The organism is Enterobacter sp. WCHEn045836, from assembly GCF_003965585.1.
Taxonomy (GTDB): domain Bacteria; phylum Pseudomonadota; class Gammaproteobacteria; order Enterobacterales; family Enterobacteriaceae; genus Enterobacter; species Enterobacter dissolvens.
On sequence record NZ_RXPT01000005.1, the window covers coordinates 239,026 to 258,218 of the forward strand.

Sequence of the window (19,193 nt, forward strand, 5' to 3'; positions counted from 1 at the left end):
CTCACGTGAAATTAGGTATTGAGGGGTTTGTTTTCATTTGCATGATTCGCATCAGATAATGATTAATTTGATATTATTAGCCGGTGAATAGCTAAGCAGGATCCGTTGGCATTATTTGAGGTTGTTATTATTTTGTAGAATTTAATGTTTTGACATATTTGGTTATGCTGTTGATTTTAAATGATTTAATTCCGGTCGCGGAATGGCTATGCAGAATAGCCAATTAACTATTTTTGACTTAAGAAAAATCAATAAATAATTATGGAATTTAATAGCAAATAATCAAAATGATAAAGTGTGAAGCTGACGCGAGTTTTATGATGAAGGCAGTACGATCAGTGAGTTAGCGCCACGGCATCGTCACGACGCGCTGAGGTTATGCATAACAACTGCATAAATGCCTGTGAGGGATTAACAGCAGATTAACACCATTCCCGATAAACATGCGTTCGCGCAACTCTCCGCGAAAAAGGGCTGGTATGGCAGTTTGAATTCTCGTATAAAAGGTAAAAATGAAACGGTGTTTTATTATGAGGATTTGATTATGATTATCGGCAACATCCACCATCTGCAAGCCTGGCTACCAGAATCCCTGCGTCAGGCCATTGAGCACGTTAAAGCCCACGTCACCGACGCCACGCCGCTGGGCAAACACGATATCAACGGCAACAACCTGTTTTATCTGGTCTCCGAAGACATGACCCAGCCGTTTGCCGAGCGCCGCGCGGAGTACCATGCGCGCTATCTGGACATTCAGATTGTGCTCAAAGGACAGGAAGGGATGACGTTCAGTACCCTGCCGCACGGCGCGCCGGACACCGACTGGCTGGCGGACAAAGACATCGCGTTCCTGCCGGAAGGCGAGCAGGAGAAAACCGTGGTGCTGAGCGAAGGGGATTTCGTGGTGTTCTGGCCGGGTGAAGTGCATAAGCCGCTGTGCGCGGTGGGGGCGCCTGCTAAGGTCAGGAAAGTGGTTGTTAAGATGTTGGTGGGGTAATTTTCCCTCACCCCGGCCCTCTCCCAAGGGGAGAGGGTTAGGGTGAGGGCACCAGACCGCACCCTCTAATATGTGATCCAGCTTAAACTTCCCACACTCCCTCTTCCCTTCCCATTTACCTGCGCTTTTTCTGCGTCATAGTATGATCGTTAAATTAATGAACACTGTTCTATAATGTAGAACAAAATGATTCAGCAAGGAGATCTCATGCCGCAGTCCGCGTTGTTCACGGGAATCATTCCCCCTGTCTCCACCATTTTTACCGCCGATGGCCAGCTTGATAAGCAGGGCACCGCCGCGCTGATCGACGATCTGATCGCGGCTGGCGTTGACGGCCTGTTCTTCCTGGGCAGCGGCGGCGAGTTCTCCCAGCTCAACGCCGAAGAGCGTAAAACCATTGCCCGCTTTGCTATCGAGCACGTCGATCGTCGTGTGCCGGTGCTGATCGGCACTGGCGGCACCAACGCCCGGGAAACCATTGAACTGAGCCAGCACGCCCAGCAGTCGGGGGCGGACGGCATCGTGGTGATCAACCCCTACTACTGGAAGGTGTCGGAAGCGAACCTGATCCGCTACTTCGAGCAGGTGGCCGACAGCGTCACGCTGCCGGTGATCCTCTATAACTTCCCGGCGCTGACCGGACAGGATCTGACCCCGGCGCTGGTCAAAACCCTCGCCGACTCGCGCAGCAACATCGTCGGCATTAAAGATACCATCGACTCCGTTGCCCATCTACGCAGCATGATCCACACCGTCAAAGCCGCCCATCCGCACTTCACCGTGCTGTGCGGCTACGACGATCATCTGTTTAATACCCTGTTGCTCGGCGGCGACGGGGCGATCTCGGCGAGCGGCAACTTTGCTCCGCAGGTGTCGGTGAATCTTCTGAAAGCCTGGCGGGATAAAGACGTGGCGAAAGCGGCTGAGTATCATCAGACCTTACTGCAAATACCGCAGATGTATCAGCTGGATACGCCGTTTGTGAACGTCATTAAAGAGGCGATTGTGCTCTGCGGCCGCCCGATTTCTACCCACGTGCTGCCGCCCGCCTCTGCGCTGGACGCGCCGCGTAAGGCGCAGCTGAAAACCCTGCTGCAACAGCTCAAGCTCTGCTGAGCCGGACGATAACCATGACCATCGAGAACATTTTCACCCCGCAGGATGATGCGTTTTATGCGGTGATCACCCACGCGGCGGGGCCGCAGGGCGCGCTGCCGCTGACCCCGCAGATGCTGATGGAATCCCCCAGCGGCAATCTGTTCGGCATGACCCAGAACGCCGGGATGGGCTGGGACGCCAACAAGCTCACCGGCAAAGAGGTGCTGATTATTGGCACCCAGGGCGGCATCCGTGCCGGGGACGGACGGCCGGTTGCGCTGGGCTACCACACCGGGCACTGGGAGATCGGCATGCAGATGCAGGCGGCGGCGAAGGAGATCACCCGCAACGGCGGGATCCCGTTTGCGGCCTTCGTCAGCGATCCGTGCGACGGCCGTTCTCAGGGCACGCACGGCATGTTTGATTCCCTGCCGTACCGCAACGACGCGGCGATCGTATTTCGTCGTCTGATCCGCTCCCTGCCGACGCGGCGGGCGGTGATTGGCGTGGCAACCTGCGATAAAGGGCTGCCCGCTACCATGATTGCGCTGGCTGCGATGCACGACCTGCCGACCATTCTGGTGCCGGGCGGGGCGACGCTGCCGCCGACCGTGGGGGAAGACGCGGGCAAGGTGCAGACCATCGGCGCGCGCTTCGCCAACCATGAACTCTCCCTGCAGGAGGCCGCCGAGCTGGGCTGTCGCGCCTGCGCGTCGCCGGGCGGCGGGTGTCAGTTCCTCGGCACGGCGGGCACCTCGCAGGTGGTGGCCGAAGCGCTGGGTCTGGCGCTGCCGCACTCCGCGCTGGCGCCGTCCGGACAGGCGGTGTGGCTGGAGATCGCCCGCCAGTCGGCGCGGGCGGTGAGCGAGCTGGATAACCGCGGCATCACCACGCGCGATGTCCTCACCGATAAAGCCATCGAAAACGCGATGGTGATCCACGCGGCGTTCGGCGGCTCCACCAATTTACTGCTGCACATTCCGGCCATCGCCCACGCGGCGGGCTGCACGATCCCGGACGTTGAGCACTGGACGCGCGTCAACCGCAGGGTGCCGCGCCTGGTGAGCGTGCTGCCCAACGGCCCGGACTATCACCCGACCGTTCGCGCCTTCCTTGCGGGCGGCGTGCCGGAGGTAATGCTCCACCTGCGCGATCTCGGCCTGCTGCATCTTGATGCGATGACCGTTACTGGCCAGACGGTCGGCGAGAACCTCGACTGGTGGCAGGCCTCCGAGCGCCGGGCACGCTTCCGCCAGTGCCTGCGCGAGCAGGACGGCGTGGATCCGGATGACGTGATCCTGCCGCCGGAGAAGGCAAAAGCGAAAGGGCTGACCTCGACGGTCTGCTTCCCGACGGGCAACATCGCGCCGGAAGGATCGGTGATCAAGGCCACGGCCATTGACCCGTCGGTGGTGGGTGCCGATGGCGTTTACCGTCATACGGGCCGGGCGAGGGTGTTTGTCTCGGAAGCTCAGGCCATTAAGGCCATCAAGGAGGAAGAGATTAAACAGGGCGATATCATGGTGGTGATCGGCGGCGGGCCTTCCGGTACCGGCATGGAAGAGACCTACCAGCTCACCTCTGCGCTGAAGCATATCTCATGGGGCAAGACGGTGTCGTTAATCACCGATGCGCGCTTCTCGGGCGTGTCGACGGGCGCCTGCTTCGGCCACGTGTCGCCGGAAGCGCTGGCGGGCGGGCCGATAGGCAAGCTGCGCGACAACGACATCATTGAGATTGCCGTGGATCGTCTGACGTTAACTGGCAGCGTCAACTTTATCGGTACCGCAGAAAACCCGCTGACGCCGGAAGAGGGCGCGCGCGAGCTGGCAGTAAGACAGACGCACCCGGACCTGCACGCTCACGATTTCTTGCCGGACGATACCCGCCTGTGGGCGGCATTGCAGTCGGTGAGCGGCGGCACCTGGAAAGGCTGTATTTATGACACCGATAAAATTATCGAGGTAATTAACGCCGGTAAAAAAGCACTCGGACTTTAATTATTTTCTGAGCAATACCGTCTACGGGAAATATCCCGTGGACGGTTTTTGTGCGTCTTAAATTTATCAATATAAACAATGCGTTGTGATATATCGTTGGCGTCACAAAAGCAAAATATCGTAATTCGGAAATAAGATATGACCATTGCTGGTTAATTGAACAGCTCATTACACTCCATTAACACGATGTTGTGAAATCAGCATACGAAAATAAAGGTGCGATGATGATGCAATTAACCATGAAAGATAAAATTGGCTACGGGCTGGGTGACACCGCCTGCGGCTTTGTCTGGCAGGCCACCATGTTCCTGCTGGCCTACTTTTATACCGACGTGTTTGGCCTGTCGGCGGGCATTATGGGCACGCTGTTTTTGGTCTCCCGCGTGCTCGACGCCGTGACCGACCCGCTGATGGGGCTGCTGGTGGACCGCACCCGTACGCGCTACGGTCAGTTCCGCCCGTTCCTGCTGTGGGGGGCGATCCCGTTCGGCATCGTCTGCGTGCTGACCTTCTACACGCCGGATTTCTCCGCGCAGGGCAAAATCATTTACGCCTGCGTAACCTACATTCTGCTGACCCTGGTCTACACCTTCGTTAACGTGCCGTACTGCGCCATGCCGGGCGTCATTACCGCCGACCCGAAAGAGCGTCACGCCCTTCAGTCGTGGCGTTTCTTCCTGGCGGCGGCGGGCTCGCTCGCCATCAGCGGCATCGCGCTGCCGCTGGTGAGCATCATCGGCAAAGGGGACGAGCAGGTGGGCTATTTCGGTGCCATGTGCGTGCTGGGGCTGACCGGCGTGGTGCTGCTCTACGTCTGCTTCTTCACCACCAAAGAGCGCTACACCTTTGAGGTGCAGCCGGGCTCGTCGGTGGCGAAAGACCTTAAGCTGCTGCTGGGCAACGGACAATGGCGGATCATGTGCGCGTTCAAGATGATGGCGACCTGCTCCAACGTGGTACGCGGTGGGGCGACGCTCTACTTCGTCAAATACGTGATGGATCACCCGGAGATGGCGACCCAGTTTTTACTCTACGGCAGCCTCGCCACCATGTTCGGCTCGCTCTGCTCCTCCCGTCTGCTGGGCCGCTTCGACCGGGTAAAAGCGTTCAAGTGGATCATCGTCGCCTACTCGCTGATCAGCCTGCTGATTTTCGTCACCCCGGCGGAGCATATCGCCCTGATTTTCGCCCTCAACATCCTGTTCCTGTTTGTCTTTAACACCACCACGCCGCTGCAGTGGCTGATGGCCTCTGACGTGGTGGACTACGAGGAGAGCCGCAGCGGGCGCCGCCTCGACGGGCTGGTGTTCTCCACCTACCTGTTCAGCCTGAAGATTGGCCTGGCGATTGGCGGAGCGGTGGTGGGCTGGATCCTGGCGTATGTCAACTACTCCGCCAGCAGCAGCGTGCAGCCAGTCGAGGTGCTGACCACCATCAAAATTCTGTTCTGCGTGGTGCCGGTGGTGCTCTACGTGGGCATGTTCATCATGCTGTCGTTCTATAAGCTCACCGATGCCCGCGTGGAGGCCATCAGCCAGCAACTGATCAAGCACCGCGCGGCGCAGGGCGAGGCCGTTCCCGACGCCGCGACAGCCGCATCCCATTAACCGGAGGCAATATGGAAATCACCAACCCAATACTCACCGGCTTCAACCCGGATCCGTCTTTATGCCGTCAGGGCGAGGACTACTACATCGCCACCTCGACCTTCGAGTGGTTCCCGGGCGTGCGCATCTATCACTCCCGTGACCTGAAAAACTGGTCGCTGGTCAGCACGCCGCTGGACCGCGTGTCGATGCTGGACATGAAGGGCAACCCGGACTCCGGCGGCATCTGGGCGCCGTGCCTGAGCTACGCCGACGGTAAATTCTGGCTGCTCTACACCGACGTGAAGATTGTCGACTCGCCGTGGAAAAATGGCCGCAACTTCCTGGTCACCGCGCCGTCCATTGAGGGCCCGTGGAGCGAGCCGATCCCGATGGGCAACGGCGGGTTTGACCCGTCCCTGTTCCACGACGACGACGGCCGCAAATACTATATCTACCGCCCGTGGGGGCCGCGCCACCACAGCAACCCGCACAACACCATCGTGTTGCAGGCGTTTGACCCGCAGACCGGCACGCTCTCGCCGGAGCGCAAAACCCTGTTTACCGGCACGCCGCTCTGCTACACCGAAGGCGCGCACCTTTATCGCCACGCGGGATGGTACTACCTGATGGTCGCCGAGGGCGGCACCAGCTACGAGCACGCCGTCGTGGTGCTGCGTTCAAAAACCATCGACGGGCCATACGAGTTGCACCCGGAGGTGACGATGATGACCAGCTGGCACCTGCCGGAGAACCCGCTGCAGAAGAGCGGCCACGGCTCGCTGCTGCAGACCCACACCGGGGAGTGGTATATGGCCTACCTCACCAGCCGCCCGCTGCGCCTGCCCGGCGTGCCGCTGCTGGCCTCCGGCGGGCGCGGCTATTGTCCGCTGGGCCGCGAGACCGGCATCGCCCGCATTGAATGGCGCGACGGCTGGCCGTACGTGGAAGGCGGCAAGCACGCGCAGCTGACCGTGAAAGGCCCGCAGGTGGCGGAACAGCCTGCATCCGTTCAGGGCAACTGGCGGGAGGACTTTGACGGCAGTACGCTTGACCCGGAACTGCAGACCCTGCGCATCCCGTTCGACGACACTCTCGGCTCACTCACCGCGCGCCCCGGCTATTTACGGCTCTACGGCAACGACTCGCTCAACTCCACCTTTACCCAGTCGACCGTGGCGCGCCGCTGGCAGCACTTCGCCTTCCGCTCCGAAACACGGATGCAGTTCTCGCCGGTCCACTTCCAGCAAAGCGCGGGGCTGACCTGCTACTACAACAGTAAAAACTGGAGCTACTGCTTTGTGGACTACGAGGAGGGGAAGGGGAGAACCATCAAGGTTATTCAGCTCGACCACAATGTGCCGTCATGGCCGCTGCACGAGCAACCGATTCCGGTACCGGAGAGTGCGGAGAGCATCTGGCTGCGGGTGGATGTGGATACGCTGGTCTACCGCTACAGCTACTCGTTTGACGGCGAGACGTGGCACACCGTGCCGGTAACGTATGAGGCGTGGAAGCTGTCGGACGACTACATCGGCGGGCGCGGCTTCTTCACCGGCGCGTTTGTGGGGCTGCACTGCGAGGACATCAGCGGCGACGGCTGCCACGCGGACTTCGACTACTTCACCTACGAGCCGGTTTAACGGCTCAGGCCGGGTAGCCCAGCGCGCGTGAGAGCTGGAGCCCGGCCTGCTGAAGCTGCTCGCGGAAATTAGCCAGCTCTTCGTCGTCCACGCGGGAGGTCAGCGTCGACAGGCTCAGGGCGGCAATGACGCGGGACTCGTGGTTCCACACCGGCACCGCCACGCAGCGCACGCCCTGCTCGTTCTCTTCGCTATCCAGGGCATAGCCCTGCTCGCGGGTCTGCGCCAGGGCGGCCATTAAGGCTTCGCGAGAGGCGAGGGTGGAAGGGGTGTAGGTAGTGTATTGATAACCCTCAAGCAGGGCGTTCAGCTCGGTTTCGCCCAGCCAGGCAATCAACACCTTGCCGATGGCGGTGGCGTGAACCGGCAGACGGCGGCCAATGCGCGAATAGGCGATGGCGGCCAGCTTGCCTTCAATCTTCTCGATATAAACCCCTTCACGCCCGTCCAGGATCCCCAGATGGGTCGTCTGCCCGGTCCGCTGTGACAGCTCCGTCAGCCAGCCTTTCGCCTTCTGCCGAATATCGATGGAGCCCACAACGAAATGACCGCGCTCGACCAGCTTCATGCCGAGGCGATACTTGCCGTTCTCCGGGTTCTGATCGATATAGCCATGAAGCTGCAGGGTTTTCAGCAACGAGTGGAGGGTACTCTTGCTTAGCCCCATCAGTTTGCTGATGTCGGTGATCTTAAGCTCGGTGGCCTGCTCGTTGAACAGGTCGAGGATCTGCAACGCACGTTCAACAGACTGAATAATCGGCATAATACTGGCATGTCCACGCTGGAATTAAGGCGAAAACGTACCTTTTTCGGGGTGAAAAATCAATGAAGCAGAGCCGGTTTGCTCCCTCTCCCTGTGGGAGAGGGCCGGGAGGAGGGCACCAGACCGCAGAGGACTCAACCCCCAAGCGTCGCCACCATCACCGCCTTAATCGTATGCATCCGGTTTTCCGCCTGGTCAAATACGATGCTCGCTGCCGACTCAAACACCTCGTCCGTCACTTCCATCCCGCCGTGCAGATCGAACTCCTTCGCCATCTGCTTGCCGAGCGTGGTCTGGTCGTCATGGAACGCCGGCAGACAGTGCAGGAACTTCACGTTCGGGTTGCCGGTCAGCGCCATCATCTGCGCGTTCACCTGATACCCACGCAGCAGAGCAATCCGCTCCGCCCACTTCTCTTTGGCTTCGCCCATCGACACCCACACGTCGGTATAGATAAAGTCCGCGCCCTTCACGCCCGCCGCCACGTCTTCCGTCAGAGTGATCTTCCCGCCGTGCTTCTCCGCCAGCGCGCTGCACTCCGCCACCAGGCTCTCTTCCGGCCAGCAGGCCTTCGGGGCCACCAGGCGTAGATCCAGCCCGGTCAGCGCCGCCGCTTCCAGCATCGAGTTGCCCATGTTGTTGCGCGCGTCGCCCGCGTAGACCAGCGTCATCTCGTTAAACGCCTTGCCCGGCAGGTGCTCCTGCATGGTCAGCAGGTCCGCCAGCAGTTGGGTCGGATGGAACTCGTTGGTCAGCCCGTTCCACACCGGCACGCCCGCGTACTGCGCCAGCGCTTCGACCACTTCCTGGCCGTGACCGCGATACTGAATGCCGTCGTACATCCGCCCGAGCACGCGCGCGGTGTCCTTAATTGACTCTTTATGCCCAATCTGGCTGCCGCTCGGCCCTAAATAGGTAACGCGCGCGCCCTGGTCAAATGCGGCAACTTCGAAAGAGCATCGTGTACGGGTTGAGTCTTTTTCGAAGATGAGCGCGATGTTTTTGCCAGTAAGCTTTTGTACTTCCTTGCCATTTTTTTTATCGGCTTTGAGTTGTGCGGCAAGAGTCAGCAGAGAAGTGAACTGTGCAGGGGTAAAGTCGAGCAATTTCAGAAAGTGTTTCTTGTACAGATCAGACATTTTATCCTCACATGGCGAACGCCACTTATTGAATTAAAATTCACTTTATATGTGTAATTATTCATTTGCAACCCCGTTTAACAAATCTTTCTCACAAAGGTGGAGGCAAACACGTCCGTGTGTGAAAATAGAAGTATCTGCCGCACTTTAAAGAGGAATGAGCCATGGCAAACCCGGAACACCTGGAAGAGCAACGCGAAGAGACGCGTCTGATTATTGAAGAGCTGCTGGAAGACGGTAGCGATCCGGACGCGCTGTACACCATCGAGCACCATTTCTCTGCGGATGATTTCGACGCGCTGGAAAAAATGGCGGTGGAAGCTTTTAAACTGGGTTACGAAGTGACCGAGCCGGAAGAGCTGGAAGTGGAAGAGGGCGACACCGTCATCTGCTGCGACATCCTGAGCGAAGGCGCGCTGAAGGCGGAGCTTATCGACGCGCAGGTAGAACAGCTGATGAACCTGGCCGAGAAGTTTGACGTGGAGTACGACGGCTGGGGAACCTACTTCGAAGATCCGAACGGTGAAGACGGCGAAGAAGGCGACGACGAAGATTACGTCGACGAAGACGACGACGGCGTGCGTCACTAAGCGTTTCAGGCGGTGGCACGCGCCACCGCTTTTTCAAGGCAGAACCATGGATTACCCGCAGATACTCGCCCCTGTACTCAACTTCCTCCAGTGCCCGACCCCGCAAGCATGGATTGATAAAGCCCGCGACCCGGCGAACCTGCCGCTGCTGCTCACCGACCACATGGTGTGCGAGCTCAAGGCCGCCCAGACCGCGCTGCTGCTGGTGCGTAAATATGTCGCCGACGAAAGCGGTGCCGACGCGCTGCTCGACTGGCTCAAACCCTACGAACTGTTCACCTTCCGCGACGGCCCGGAGCCGGACTTCATCGCCCTGCATAAGCAGATTGGCAAAAGCGTGATGCCCAAAACCGACGACCCGTGGGGCCAGGCGCTCATCGACAGCATGGTGCTGCTGATTAAAGAGGAGCTGCACCACTTCTGGCAGGTGCGCGAGGCGATGCTGGCCCGCGACATTCCGTACGTCAAAATCACCGCCAGCCGCTACGCCAAAGGGATGCTGAAGGACGTGCGCACCCACGAACCGCTGACACTGATCGACAAGCTCATCTGCGGTGCCTACATCGAAGCCCGCTCGTGCGAACGCTTCGCCGCGCTGGCCCCGTTCCTCGACGACGACCTGCAGAAGTTCTATCTCTCTCTGCTGCGCTCGGAAGCGCGCCATTATCAGGACTACCTGACGCTGGCCCGGCAGGTGAGCGACGACGATATCTCACCGCGTATAAAGCTTTTTGGCGAAATTGAAGCCACACTTATCTCGACACCGGACCACGAGTTTCGCTTCCACAGCGGCGTGCCGGTGTAAACCGGCATAACTCAAGGATAAGGATGCGAGATGAATAAAACGTGGACCCGTATTGTGATTGTCGTCTTTGCGGCTGCCGCCGTGGCGTTCTGGGTGTTTTTCGACAGGCAGCGCGCCCCGGAACGGCAGATGGATAACGCCCTCAACGCGATGCCCGCCTGGCAGGTGATTAAGGAGCAGGAGCCCACGCTGCATCAGCGCATCCTCGACCAGATGGCCGCCTTGCAAAAAGCGGGCGAGCCGGAGCAGCAGATTATCGACACCATCCAGCCGCAGATCCTGCATCTGCAGATGTCGCGCCTGCAAAACGCCCCGGACGCCAACGTGGTAAACTACATGACCATCAACATGGAGCAGACCGCCGCCATCCAGAAGGTGAGCGACGACGCCTGTTTCCGCTTCCTCTACCCGATGGTGAAGGGCGGCATCAACCCAATGCGCATGCTGGATAAAGACCTGATGGCGCGGCGCATGCAGGCCGACGCCGACATGATGCGTGCGGCCTACGGCAAAAACCGCCACACCGTGACCCAAGCCGAGCGTGAGGCGGCTGTCGAGGATGTGCGGCCGATTATGAAAGAACTTGCCGATAAGTACGGCGAGGACATCCAGCTGCTGCAGACGCCGGAGAAGGCGGTGGGCAAAGAGAAGCTCTCCTGCGACATGGTGCAGGAGATGTGGGCCAAGGTGCTGGCGCTGCCGGAGCAGAAGGCGGCGAGGGTGATTCGGCTGGCGGTGTCTGAGCTGGACTGACGGTAGCGCTGGTTTTTTGGGCACTTAGCGCGGGTTTAGCGCGTCGTCGCTTGCATGGCGGCGCGCGACAGGTATAATCCACAACGTTTCCGCATCCCCTTCAGTGCCGAAGTGGCGAAATCGGTAGACGCAGTTGATTCAAAATCAACCGTAGAAATACGTGCCGGTTCGAGTCCGGCCTTCGGCACCAAAAGATGCAAATCAAAGTCGCTTAAGGGCGGCTTTTTTTGTTTCTAAAATCCAGTGTCCGCAAGGCTTCGCCCCGCTTTTCAGTCAACCGACGTCAATCTGAGTTACTCTACATCAACAAGCTTGTGAGTATAGAGCCGAATATATGCTGGTTCGATAATGCTTATATACTCACGGCAGCATATGGAAGGAATGCCATCATGGCCCTGATTGTTACCAAGGTGAGGTCAGTCCAATTGAGCTTGCGGTTCTGAACTTAAGGGGACTGGCTTAACGAAAGCTCAGGGTAAGCAAAAGTGAAATTACTACCCATCCAGTGTCGGGATGTTCATAACGAATTACTGAACTATCCAAATGAGAAAATGAGAAATTTATTCTAATTAAATAGTTAAAAGAACATAGCGCTAATAACGCGCCGCCTGAACTATGTCCCCACATTGTTAACCGTTAGAGCCCCTCATCAAATTTCTGGTAGCTGATTCCAGCAGCCCGGACTTTCAGTGTCAAAAAACTCTATCATAGTTTTTTGCCCAAGATTATCTTTGATTAATTGATTAGCTCTATTGCAATATGCTTGGTCTCTTCTGAAAACAGATACCGCGACTCGCTTTATACCCGTTCCTGCCATTCGTTTTAGCAGATGTATATCATGCTCGCCCATTCCCCAGCCTAAAATCACAAGATTCTCACGTTGTTCTGCGAGAACTTCCCGGTAAACCGTTGATAGATAGAAACTGCTCTGAATCGAGTTTACTTTTTGTTCATGTGTCCCTTCGCTCACAAACAGCGGAACGACTTCCTCGCTTTGCCAACGTTTCAGAATCGACTCAAGTAAACCCGCCTTCTGGATATGAATTTTACTCTCCTGTTCAATGCGATTTCGACACAATATGAGACTGCCATGCGGATAAAAAACAAGCGTATTAGACCGTTCATCTCCAAGCATTCCTCTTAACCGCTGCCAATCCTGCTCAAAAAGACCTCTGGCAAGAAAGCAGTCCTTAAATCGATGATGATCTTTGATATCCAAGCCATATGTCATTGCCCAGTAGACGATCAGGTCATAGTTAAGCGAAATAACCGTGTTGAAGTTTTTTAGAAACTCGTAAATATATGGCAGTTGTTCATTAATTTCATCATGCTCAGGATGCACATCCCTTACAGCCTCAATGAGGGATTCACGGATTCGGAGGTAGGCCTCATGGGTGCGGGCATCCTCAATTTCTAAAGATTTATTGACGTTAGACGCCTGCCAAACAATACGCAGAATAAGTTCGAAATCTTTAGTTTTAAAAAAGTCAAAAAGTCTGCGTACATCTGCCTCTAGGCTCTCTCTTTGCGTTACATGTTCGAACAGAGATCCATATGCAAAACGAGGACTAACGGCGATGCTTGCGCCGTTGCCCAGTAAAATAGTCCCATCGTATTGTGGTGCTAGCTCAGACCAAGGAAGAATGGAAAACGACATTTTAGCTATCCTCTCCGATAGTGAATTTTTTTTAAATAACAAACATTTTACAGCGCAAGTCTAACTGTTTGAATTTTTTCGTCATCATTTCAACAATCTCACTAACTGAAGGGGAGAATTGTCTTTTTTTTCAGTCAGTTTCAATACTTTGCTACATAGCCAGCACATTTATCCATATAGATATTATCTTCATGATTTTATAGACTATCTAGATAAGAATATCCCTTTCAGGAAAATGATCGATGCCCCGATTAAGGAATACTATTGTATGGTCAGGTCATGAGCACTAAAGCCGTCACGAGAGACAATCATTTAACGGAACTTCACGAAGCGGGATTCAGTTTCTATGAGTTTTTTGCGGGGGGCGGTATGGCCAGGGCTGGGCTGGGAAAACATTGGCAATGTCTGTTTGCCAACGATATGGACCCGGTAAAAGCATCGACATACATCGACAACTGGGGCGACGAACATTTCGACATGCGCGATGTACGCGAAGTAGCCCCCGATGAACTGCCACTTCATGCCGATTTAAGCTGGGCCTCATTTCCCTGCCAGGATTTATCGCTGGCCGGCAATGGCCTGGGGATTGGCGAAAGAGATTCCAGCGCGGATGAGACCACGCGTTCCGGCGCAGTATGGCCGTTCCTCGATTTAATAAGCAGGCTCAGCGAGGAAAACCGTAAGCCGCCGATTCTTGTTCTTGAAAATGTTCTTGGGTTGCTAACGCTGAATCAAGGTAGCCATTTCGCTGCTATATGTCATCAGTTAAGTAAAACTGGCTACCGATATGGCGCAATGATCATTGATGCGAAGCATTTTCTTCCACAGTCCAGGCCCCGCGTATTTCTTGTGGCGATTAGTCGCCATGTTTCCATTCCCGAATGTTTGGTTTCAGAAGAACCTTTGCCGCAATGGCATTCTCCTTCGCTCATTCGAGCCTGCGAAGCGCTTATAAAGGATGACCGCAATGACTGGGTCTGGTGGTCGCCAGGCAATATGCCAGGAGCAAGAACGAAGGAATTAGATGACTTAATTGATTTTGAGGATGATAACGCGCTTTGGCATTCTTTCGATGAAACACAACGGCTGATCGGTATGATGGCACCGGCGAATCTGTCGCGTCTGGCGAAGGCGCAGGCATCTGGCGTGGCAATTGTAGGCAGCCTTTATTTACGCATGCGCAAAGAAAAAGGTGTCAACAGGCAACGGACCGAAATTACGTTCTCGCCCGTTCTTGGTTGTCTTAGAACACCAAAAGGCGGGGCTTCACGTCCGCGTATTATTGTTGTTAAGGGCAACCAGGTAAAAACGCGTTTGTTATCGGTCAAAGAAGCGGCGGCGTTGATGGGTTTGCCGGATGATTTTATTCTTCCGGCGGCTTATCAATCGGCGTTTAAAGTGATCGGTGACGGCCTCGCCGTTCCTTCCGTCCGTTTTCTGGCCGAGCGTATTTTGGAGCCACTGGCTATGGCTGTCCGAACTAGTACCCATCGAACGGAGGATATTCGCGAATGAATTGGACGTCGCCCGTTACGCCTGATGGTTGGGAAAGTAAACTGATTGATTATTTTCTCCGGTTCCGCGCTGACGGCGACGCGCAGGATATTCGCTGGTTTGAAGTTACGCCGGCGACGCTCGCGGCGGCATTCGCCGAAAGCGGGGTTAGCGAGGATGAAGCTGAAGAAGCGTTTCGAAAATGTATGTCGAAAATACGGGATCTGCCGCAGCGCCTGGAAAGCGGTATGATGGAAAAGTCGACTCGTCGATCGCCCGGATATTTTACTTATCTTATCATGACGCTGCTTATCAGCAGTCAATTCGACGCGCAGGACGAACGTAATGATTTTCGCCTGAAATTACAGAACTGGCTGCAGGTCACTCATAGTTTTCAAAACTTATCCGGCATTAACAAGATGTGGGAGGCATTGGCCGAATGGCTTAGGCACCGTATTCAGGAAGGCGAACCCTACAGGCGTCTTATCTTGCCGCCACGGGATGGCTGGGTCCAGATCGGTCACACCTTGCGACTAGCATTCCCGAATAAAGCCGATCTGCGGCTGATGAGCGAATGTCTTGAGAGCTATCCGCAAGCCGCCGCTAACCCGCGCCAGTTAATCGAGTACTTTCAAATTTTTATTCAAAGACAGGGTGTTTCTCATGCGCTGAAGGAGGCTTTCACTGAATTCAGAGACGCGTGGTTATTGGGACGTCGCGCACTGTTCGATATGCCCTTCTGGCGCTTGCGCCAACGAGCAGTGCAGATATCGTCCTGTGTAATGACTCACCAAACTATCATTGATATGTACCTCGACTTCGACGGTTCGCGGTGCTATTTCAGCGTCGCAGGCGAGAGTGACGAAAGGGTTTTTCATTCTACGTTATCCGAAGCCCTTATCGCTCGCGACGCCGCAAACAGCGGAAATCTGGGGAAAGCAACGCAGGTTGGCTTACTCTTTTTTTATGAAATCGGGCACGGGCGCTGGAGAGCGACATCGTCCCCCGACGTAGATTCTCAACGTTTTCATATCGCTTTATCCAGTAAACACTCTGTACAAATAAGTAAGCGCCTTAATGGATATATTACAGAAGACGAGTGGATTTTAACGGCGCAGGCGCTGAACAGATTTTCAGCGGTGGATATATTCCGCTCAATAAGCTCCTCTTCGAGTATTCAGGATGACGACGTTATCCGCCCTCAGCTATATGGGGGAATACGCGTCCCTGGCGGATGGCTAGGATTACCTGCATTTTTGCCTTTTGTTGAGTCAGATACGCGAAGCTACAGAATATATGCATCCGGGAATGTTGATGCAAGGACAAACGTTTCTGTAATAGATGGTCGTTTGATTTCTTCTGTACCGCTTAACGGTGAAATTTTCATCGAGCCAACCCTTGATACAGGTGAGAAAACGCCGCCGTGGCGCCGGCGCGCGCGTTTTTTCACTCGTGCCGTACCGCACCCGACTTTAGGCGAAAGCGCAAGATACCGGTTTGAGCCGTTTTGTGACTGGTCGACGTCTTCACTTAAGGTGCCGGCGTTTAATTTCGAAGAAAAATTTCAGTGGGAAGATAGCGAAGAATGCTGCGATCATCTTTTGGAGGTGATTTACGCCAGCGGAGCCAGCGGTTGGGAAGAAGCTGAGTTATTTGCGCTTCTCAGACATGTGGACGGTAATATCAACGTATGGCATTTGATTCGTTGTTTACAAAATGCAGGTCTGATCGAGCCACGCCTGCGTTCTGGGTGGAAAGGTCGGGCATGGACGCTGGTTAAACCTTCATTGCTTCATATTCGCAATGGAGAAGATTCTCTTGTGGTTGTGGAAGGTGCGGTCTGTGCCAGTCTGATCGATGATTTTAAAAAAGCGGTCGCCGGACTGGGCGGAGAAAGTTTCCGTCGTCGCGGCGTAAGCCTCTGGTCGCCCCCTGTATTTGGGGCCGCACTCGCTAATCCGGATTCGTTATCCCAGCGTCTAGGATGGCCGCTTATCGAAATCCCATCATCACCCGATACATTACCTCTTTCACTGGTCACAACGGAACGCGCCGCTGAATTACACGAGTCAGTGGCGATCTGGAACTGGCGTTCAGGAAGATTTCAGCAGCATGGTTCCAAGGATAAAGAGTCTGCTTCGCTGTCACTTCATATTCATCCTGGCGGACGGGATCATGATATCTATCGAGTTGTTTCCGGAAGAAAAACAACACATTATCTTTCTAGAACTGCAGCTATTATCGCCGCTGGCGCAAAAAATCGGGAACCCATTTTTGAACGCGTCACCAAAAATCATCTGCTATGTCTTATCAATGATTGCGGCCTTCCCGACGCACTAGCTGCGGGAATACGGCGTTATACGCTTAGAAACGGAGGTCCGTTTGACTCCGGCTACGCATATCCTGTTGATGATGTCTCTTTCCTCTGGTTAGAGTCACTGCTACCGGGATGTTTCTGTTCCCTTTCTCCAAATGGCGAGGGTGATTTGAGCAGCATAAACACCGCCAGTCGCCATTCCGGGGGAAAAGTGCGTCTGATATGGCGAAATGGTCAGCTAAAGCTGACGTAGGGATAATAAGGAAAATTAAATATGGGCAAAATCCCTTGGTATCTTGGTCAATTTGATCGCAGAAATTATCAGTCTTACCTTAAAGCTATTGCACAGGAAACGCCTGTTGGTTGGCGTTCGATCGATAACCCTAAGAAACTGTTTCCTCGCACGGGAGAAGTTGAGTTTAACGAGGCTGAGGCTTTGTCGCTTCGTAAGGGAGATTGGGCCGCTTTTCATGTTGGGCCTGGCACTCGCAACAGAGCACAGGCGAAACATGCCCGCCGTATTTATCCTTATTATGATTTATCTTCTGGCCAGACACTATTGGAAACGCGTCGCCAACTGAGTTTCGATGGTATAACAACAGATGGCGAGCCGGGATTATGGGCTATTCGTTTTGGCGCGGATGGCCTGATTTTAGCAAATCTAGCTGAGTCGAAATCAGGTTGTCTGATCCTGTCTAAAAGCCAGAACGTATATGAATATGATTTTCATGGAGGTGTCGTAATTTCCGTATCTGGCATATCTGAAAGCGGAAAATTGTTTTATATGCCTGATGTCGATGCGTCACCTGCTTATATCCATGACTGGACGCCGGATAAGCAGTACATCGAAAACGTTATTCAAATACTTTCCTGCGCTGATTCGACAGCAGCAATTGCTTCATGGCTTCGGGTGCACACAAATGAGCAAAACGGAAAATTAACTTCCGGAGTCAATGACCTTCTGGCTGCAGCTCAAACGCTCCGGGCAGGAGAGTTGGCTAAGAAACTGGAAGAAGAGGATTCGTTGACTCGTCAGTTTACAGAAGCCGTCTTGAAGGACCAGTATATCGCCCAGCTTCTCGAGCATCAGATACAAAAAATCGCGGAAGAAGAGCGAGTCGCGTTGCGTGCCGAACAGTATAGGTCGCTTGATAAAGAGTTTTCTACTGAACGACTGCGACGTCGTGAAGTTATTGAAACGGAAATGTCTGTTTTTGAGAAGACAAGGAAATGCGAGCTTGAAGAGGATATTGCACAATTACGACAGCTCGAAGAAGAAAAACTGCAGATTGATTTTGCAAAAAAGCAAGCGGACTTAGAACGAACGCTCAAACAGGAAAAAGAGTATCTTGAAAACGAAATTAGCCGTTTGAAAGACGCTTGCGCTGAGTTATGTGCTCAGAACGCAAATCAGCAACAGATACTCACTACCCTGATCAGCGAGCATAAAGCATGTTTGGCATCTTTAACCGATGTCAAAGAATGTACTGCTCAGGCAAAAAATGAACTCGAAAAAATGGATATCGCCATTGCCGAGAAGGCTCGTCGAATGGCTTACTCAGCAATCCCCGAAGTACGCCTTCCAGCGCAAGCAAGAGTAATATCCTGTGAAGAATTCGGTCATAGCGTTAGAGAGAACAAGTTACTGACACCCGATGGAAAGATACTCATGACGCAATTTCTTGCGTTGATGTTGGCTGGTGAGTGTCCGTTGCTATATGGCCCAGAAACACAAGACTTCCTTGCTATTGCCGAATCGCTAATTTCTTCAGGCCGCTCCATCCGATTGGTTGCCGATCCGACGATGATTTCCTGCGGGGATCTTTGGGTTCGTGCAGGAAATCATCTGGCGACGCCGCTTTACCAGGGGTTATTGTTGAGCGAGTCTTCTTATCCCAGAACGATCCTCGCCGTCATTGAGCGTGTCGAATGTTCCGCTGCGCGTTTCTGGTTGCCAGCACTGAAAGAACAATTGTACGGTGGTGATTTCCCCCGACGCTTTCTGATTTGCGGCACGATTGAAAACGAAGATTGTGAAGAAACGGAGAAAATGAAGGAACAACATCTTCGCCTGCGAATGGAAAATGTTGTCATTCGGAATGCGATTGGGTTATCCCCTTTACATCTTTCTTCAGAAAATCATAGCGAGCTGGATCCCGGCCCGGCATCGCAAGGCTCTCTCCCGGACAGACTCGCTATTGCGGATGAAATGTCAGCTGGACGTTTGGATCTGGCATATACACTACGGGCGATGAGAACAGCGCATGAAGTCGGGCTGCTTGATGCTCAAAACAAATCGATGTATCAGGAAAATTTAATAGATTTATACGCCGAAATTAAAGAATAACGAA

15 protein-coding genes and 1 tRNA gene are annotated in these 19,193 nt (G+C 54.4%); 12 read left to right on the forward strand and 4 right to left on the reverse strand.

Annotation, left to right across the window (positions count from 1 at the left end; translation table 11 throughout):
* The first annotated feature begins 544 nt into the window (after window positions 1-544).
* From EKN38_RS08905 to EKN38_RS08925, 5 genes are all read left to right on the forward strand, one after another.
* Window positions 545-997, forward strand: coding sequence for a YhcH/YjgK/YiaL family protein (locus EKN38_RS08905; RefSeq protein ID WP_014830463.1), 453 nt, complete (start codon window positions 545-547; stop codon window positions 995-997).
* A gap of 207 nt (window positions 998-1,204) precedes the next feature.
* A complete protein-coding gene (gene yagE / locus EKN38_RS08910) occupies window positions 1,205-2,113 on the forward strand; it encodes a 2-keto-3-deoxygluconate aldolase (RefSeq protein WP_014830464.1) in 909 nt (302 codons plus the stop codon).
* A 14-nt stretch (window positions 2,114-2,127) separates the two neighbouring features.
* Window positions 2,128-4,095 (forward strand): xylonate dehydratase YagF, encoded by a 1,968-nt coding sequence (gene yagF, locus EKN38_RS08915; protein WP_014830465.1) that lies wholly within the window; start codon window positions 2,128-2,130, stop codon window positions 4,093-4,095.
* A 224-nt stretch (window positions 4,096-4,319) separates the two neighbouring features.
* Window positions 4,320-5,702 carry an MFS transporter gene (locus EKN38_RS08920; protein WP_126522021.1) on the forward strand — a complete coding sequence of 461 codons (1,383 nt, stop codon included), beginning with the start codon at window positions 4,320-4,322 and terminating at the stop codon, window positions 5,700-5,702.
* Window positions 5,703-5,713: 11 nt separating this feature from the next.
* Window positions 5,714-7,324 carry a glycoside hydrolase family 43 protein gene (locus EKN38_RS08925; RefSeq protein ID WP_014830467.1) on the forward strand — a complete coding sequence of 537 codons (1,611 nt, stop codon included), beginning with the start codon at window positions 5,714-5,716 and terminating at the stop codon, window positions 7,322-7,324.
* A 4-nt stretch (window positions 7,325-7,328) separates the two neighbouring features.
* Here EKN38_RS08925 and xynR read toward each other — a convergent pair whose 3' ends face one another.
* From xynR to argL, 3 genes are all read right to left on the reverse strand, one after another.
* Window positions 7,329-8,087: a DNA-binding transcriptional repressor XynR gene (gene xynR / locus EKN38_RS08930; protein ID WP_014830468.1), complete on the reverse strand. Its 759-nt coding sequence runs from the start codon at window positions 8,085-8,087 to the stop codon at window positions 7,329-7,331.
* A 134-nt stretch (window positions 8,088-8,221) separates the two neighbouring features.
* Entirely contained in the window at window positions 8,222-9,226 is a 1,005-nt protein-coding gene (gene argF, locus EKN38_RS08935) for an ornithine carbamoyltransferase (protein ID WP_126521997.1), read from the reverse strand.
* Window positions 9,196-9,291, reverse strand: coding sequence for a putative translational regulatory protein ArgL (argL, locus tag EKN38_RS25900; protein ID WP_213014347.1), 96 nt, complete (start codon window positions 9,289-9,291; stop codon window positions 9,196-9,198). The genes argF and argL overlap by 31 nt, the downstream gene beginning before the upstream one ends.
* A gap of 99 nt (window positions 9,292-9,390) precedes the next feature.
* On the opposite strand from argL, the gene rraB reads away from it, so the two are divergent.
* The 4 genes from rraB to EKN38_RS08955 all read left to right on the forward strand — a co-directional run bounded on the left by rraB (window position 9,391) and on the right by EKN38_RS08955 (window position 11,564).
* The gene (rraB, locus tag EKN38_RS08940) at window positions 9,391-9,816 is read left to right on the forward strand and encodes a ribonuclease E inhibitor RraB (protein ID WP_006810300.1); all 426 of its coding nucleotides are present in this window, start codon (window positions 9,391-9,393) and stop codon (window positions 9,814-9,816) included.
* 46 nt (window positions 9,817-9,862) lie between these two features.
* Window positions 9,863-10,621, forward strand: a complete 759-nt coding sequence (gene miaE, locus EKN38_RS08945; protein WP_014830470.1) for a tRNA isopentenyl-2-thiomethyl-A-37 hydroxylase MiaE — start codon at window positions 9,863-9,865, stop codon at window positions 10,619-10,621.
* A 30-nt stretch (window positions 10,622-10,651) separates the two neighbouring features.
* Window positions 10,652-11,374, forward strand: coding sequence for a hypothetical protein (locus EKN38_RS08950; protein ID WP_014830471.1), 723 nt, complete (start codon window positions 10,652-10,654; stop codon window positions 11,372-11,374).
* 105 nt (window positions 11,375-11,479) lie between these two features.
* Window positions 11,480-11,564, forward strand: a tRNA-Leu gene (locus tag EKN38_RS08955).
* A 459-nt stretch (window positions 11,565-12,023) separates the two neighbouring features.
* Here EKN38_RS08955 and EKN38_RS08960 read toward each other — a convergent pair.
* A complete protein-coding gene (locus EKN38_RS08960; RefSeq protein ID WP_014830472.1) occupies window positions 12,024-13,031 on the reverse strand; it encodes a DUF4917 family protein in 1,008 nt (335 codons plus the stop codon).
* Between the two features lie 279 nt (window positions 13,032-13,310).
* Between EKN38_RS08960 and EKN38_RS08965 the strand changes: the two genes are divergently transcribed.
* The 3 genes from EKN38_RS08965 to EKN38_RS08975 are packed head-to-tail and all read left to right on the forward strand — an operon-like array spanning window position 13,311 to window position 19,189.
* Window positions 13,311-14,546, forward strand: coding sequence for a DNA cytosine methyltransferase (locus EKN38_RS08965; protein WP_014830473.1), 1,236 nt, complete (start codon window positions 13,311-13,313; stop codon window positions 14,544-14,546).
* Complete coding sequence (locus EKN38_RS08970; protein ID WP_014830474.1) at window positions 14,543-17,095, forward strand: hypothetical protein; 2,553 nt, start codon at window positions 14,543-14,545, stop codon at window positions 17,093-17,095. The genes EKN38_RS08965 and EKN38_RS08970 overlap by 4 nt, the downstream gene beginning before the upstream one ends.
* Window positions 17,096-17,116: 21 nt before the next feature.
* Window positions 17,117-19,189, forward strand: coding sequence for a hypothetical protein (locus EKN38_RS08975; protein WP_014830475.1), 2,073 nt, complete (start codon window positions 17,117-17,119; stop codon window positions 19,187-19,189).
* Window positions 19,190-19,193: the final 4 nt, after the last annotated feature.

What these genes read in the sequence shown, in the direction of transcription:
- EKN38_RS08905 (WP_014830463.1), top strand. Translation starts at nt 545, where the DNA reads ATGATTATCGGCAACATCCACCATCTGCAAGCCTGGCTACCAGAATCC.
- yagE (WP_014830464.1), top strand. Translation starts at nt 1,205, where the DNA reads ATGCCGCAGTCCGCGTTGTTCACGGGAATCATTCCCCCTGTCTCCACC.
- yagF (WP_014830465.1), top strand. Translation starts at nt 2,128, where the DNA reads ATGACCATCGAGAACATTTTCACCCCGCAGGATGATGCGTTTTATGCG.
- EKN38_RS08920 (WP_126522021.1), top strand. Translation starts at nt 4,320, where the DNA reads ATGATGCAATTAACCATGAAAGATAAAATTGGCTACGGGCTGGGTGAC.
- EKN38_RS08925 (WP_014830467.1), top strand. Translation starts at nt 5,714, where the DNA reads ATGGAAATCACCAACCCAATACTCACCGGCTTCAACCCGGATCCGTCT.
- xynR (WP_014830468.1), bottom strand. Translation starts at nt 8,087, where the DNA reads ATGCCGATTATTCAGTCTGTTGAACGTGCGTTGCAGATCCTCGACCTG.
- argF (WP_126521997.1), bottom strand. Translation starts at nt 9,226, where the DNA reads ATGTCTGATCTGTACAAGAAACACTTTCTGAAATTGCTCGACTTTACC.
- argL (WP_213014347.1), bottom strand. Translation starts at nt 9,291, where the DNA reads ATGAATAATTACACATATAAAGTGAATTTTAATTCAATAAGTGGCGTT.
- rraB (WP_006810300.1), top strand. Translation starts at nt 9,391, where the DNA reads ATGGCAAACCCGGAACACCTGGAAGAGCAACGCGAAGAGACGCGTCTG.
- miaE (WP_014830470.1), top strand. Translation starts at nt 9,863, where the DNA reads ATGGATTACCCGCAGATACTCGCCCCTGTACTCAACTTCCTCCAGTGC.
- EKN38_RS08950 (WP_014830471.1), top strand. Translation starts at nt 10,652, where the DNA reads ATGAATAAAACGTGGACCCGTATTGTGATTGTCGTCTTTGCGGCTGCC.
- EKN38_RS08960 (WP_014830472.1), bottom strand. Translation starts at nt 13,031, where the DNA reads ATGTCGTTTTCCATTCTTCCTTGGTCTGAGCTAGCACCACAATACGAT.
- EKN38_RS08965 (WP_014830473.1), top strand. Translation starts at nt 13,311, where the DNA reads ATGAGCACTAAAGCCGTCACGAGAGACAATCATTTAACGGAACTTCAC.
- EKN38_RS08970 (WP_014830474.1), top strand. Translation starts at nt 14,543, where the DNA reads ATGAATTGGACGTCGCCCGTTACGCCTGATGGTTGGGAAAGTAAACTG.
- EKN38_RS08975 (WP_014830475.1), top strand. Translation starts at nt 17,117, where the DNA reads ATGGGCAAAATCCCTTGGTATCTTGGTCAATTTGATCGCAGAAATTAT.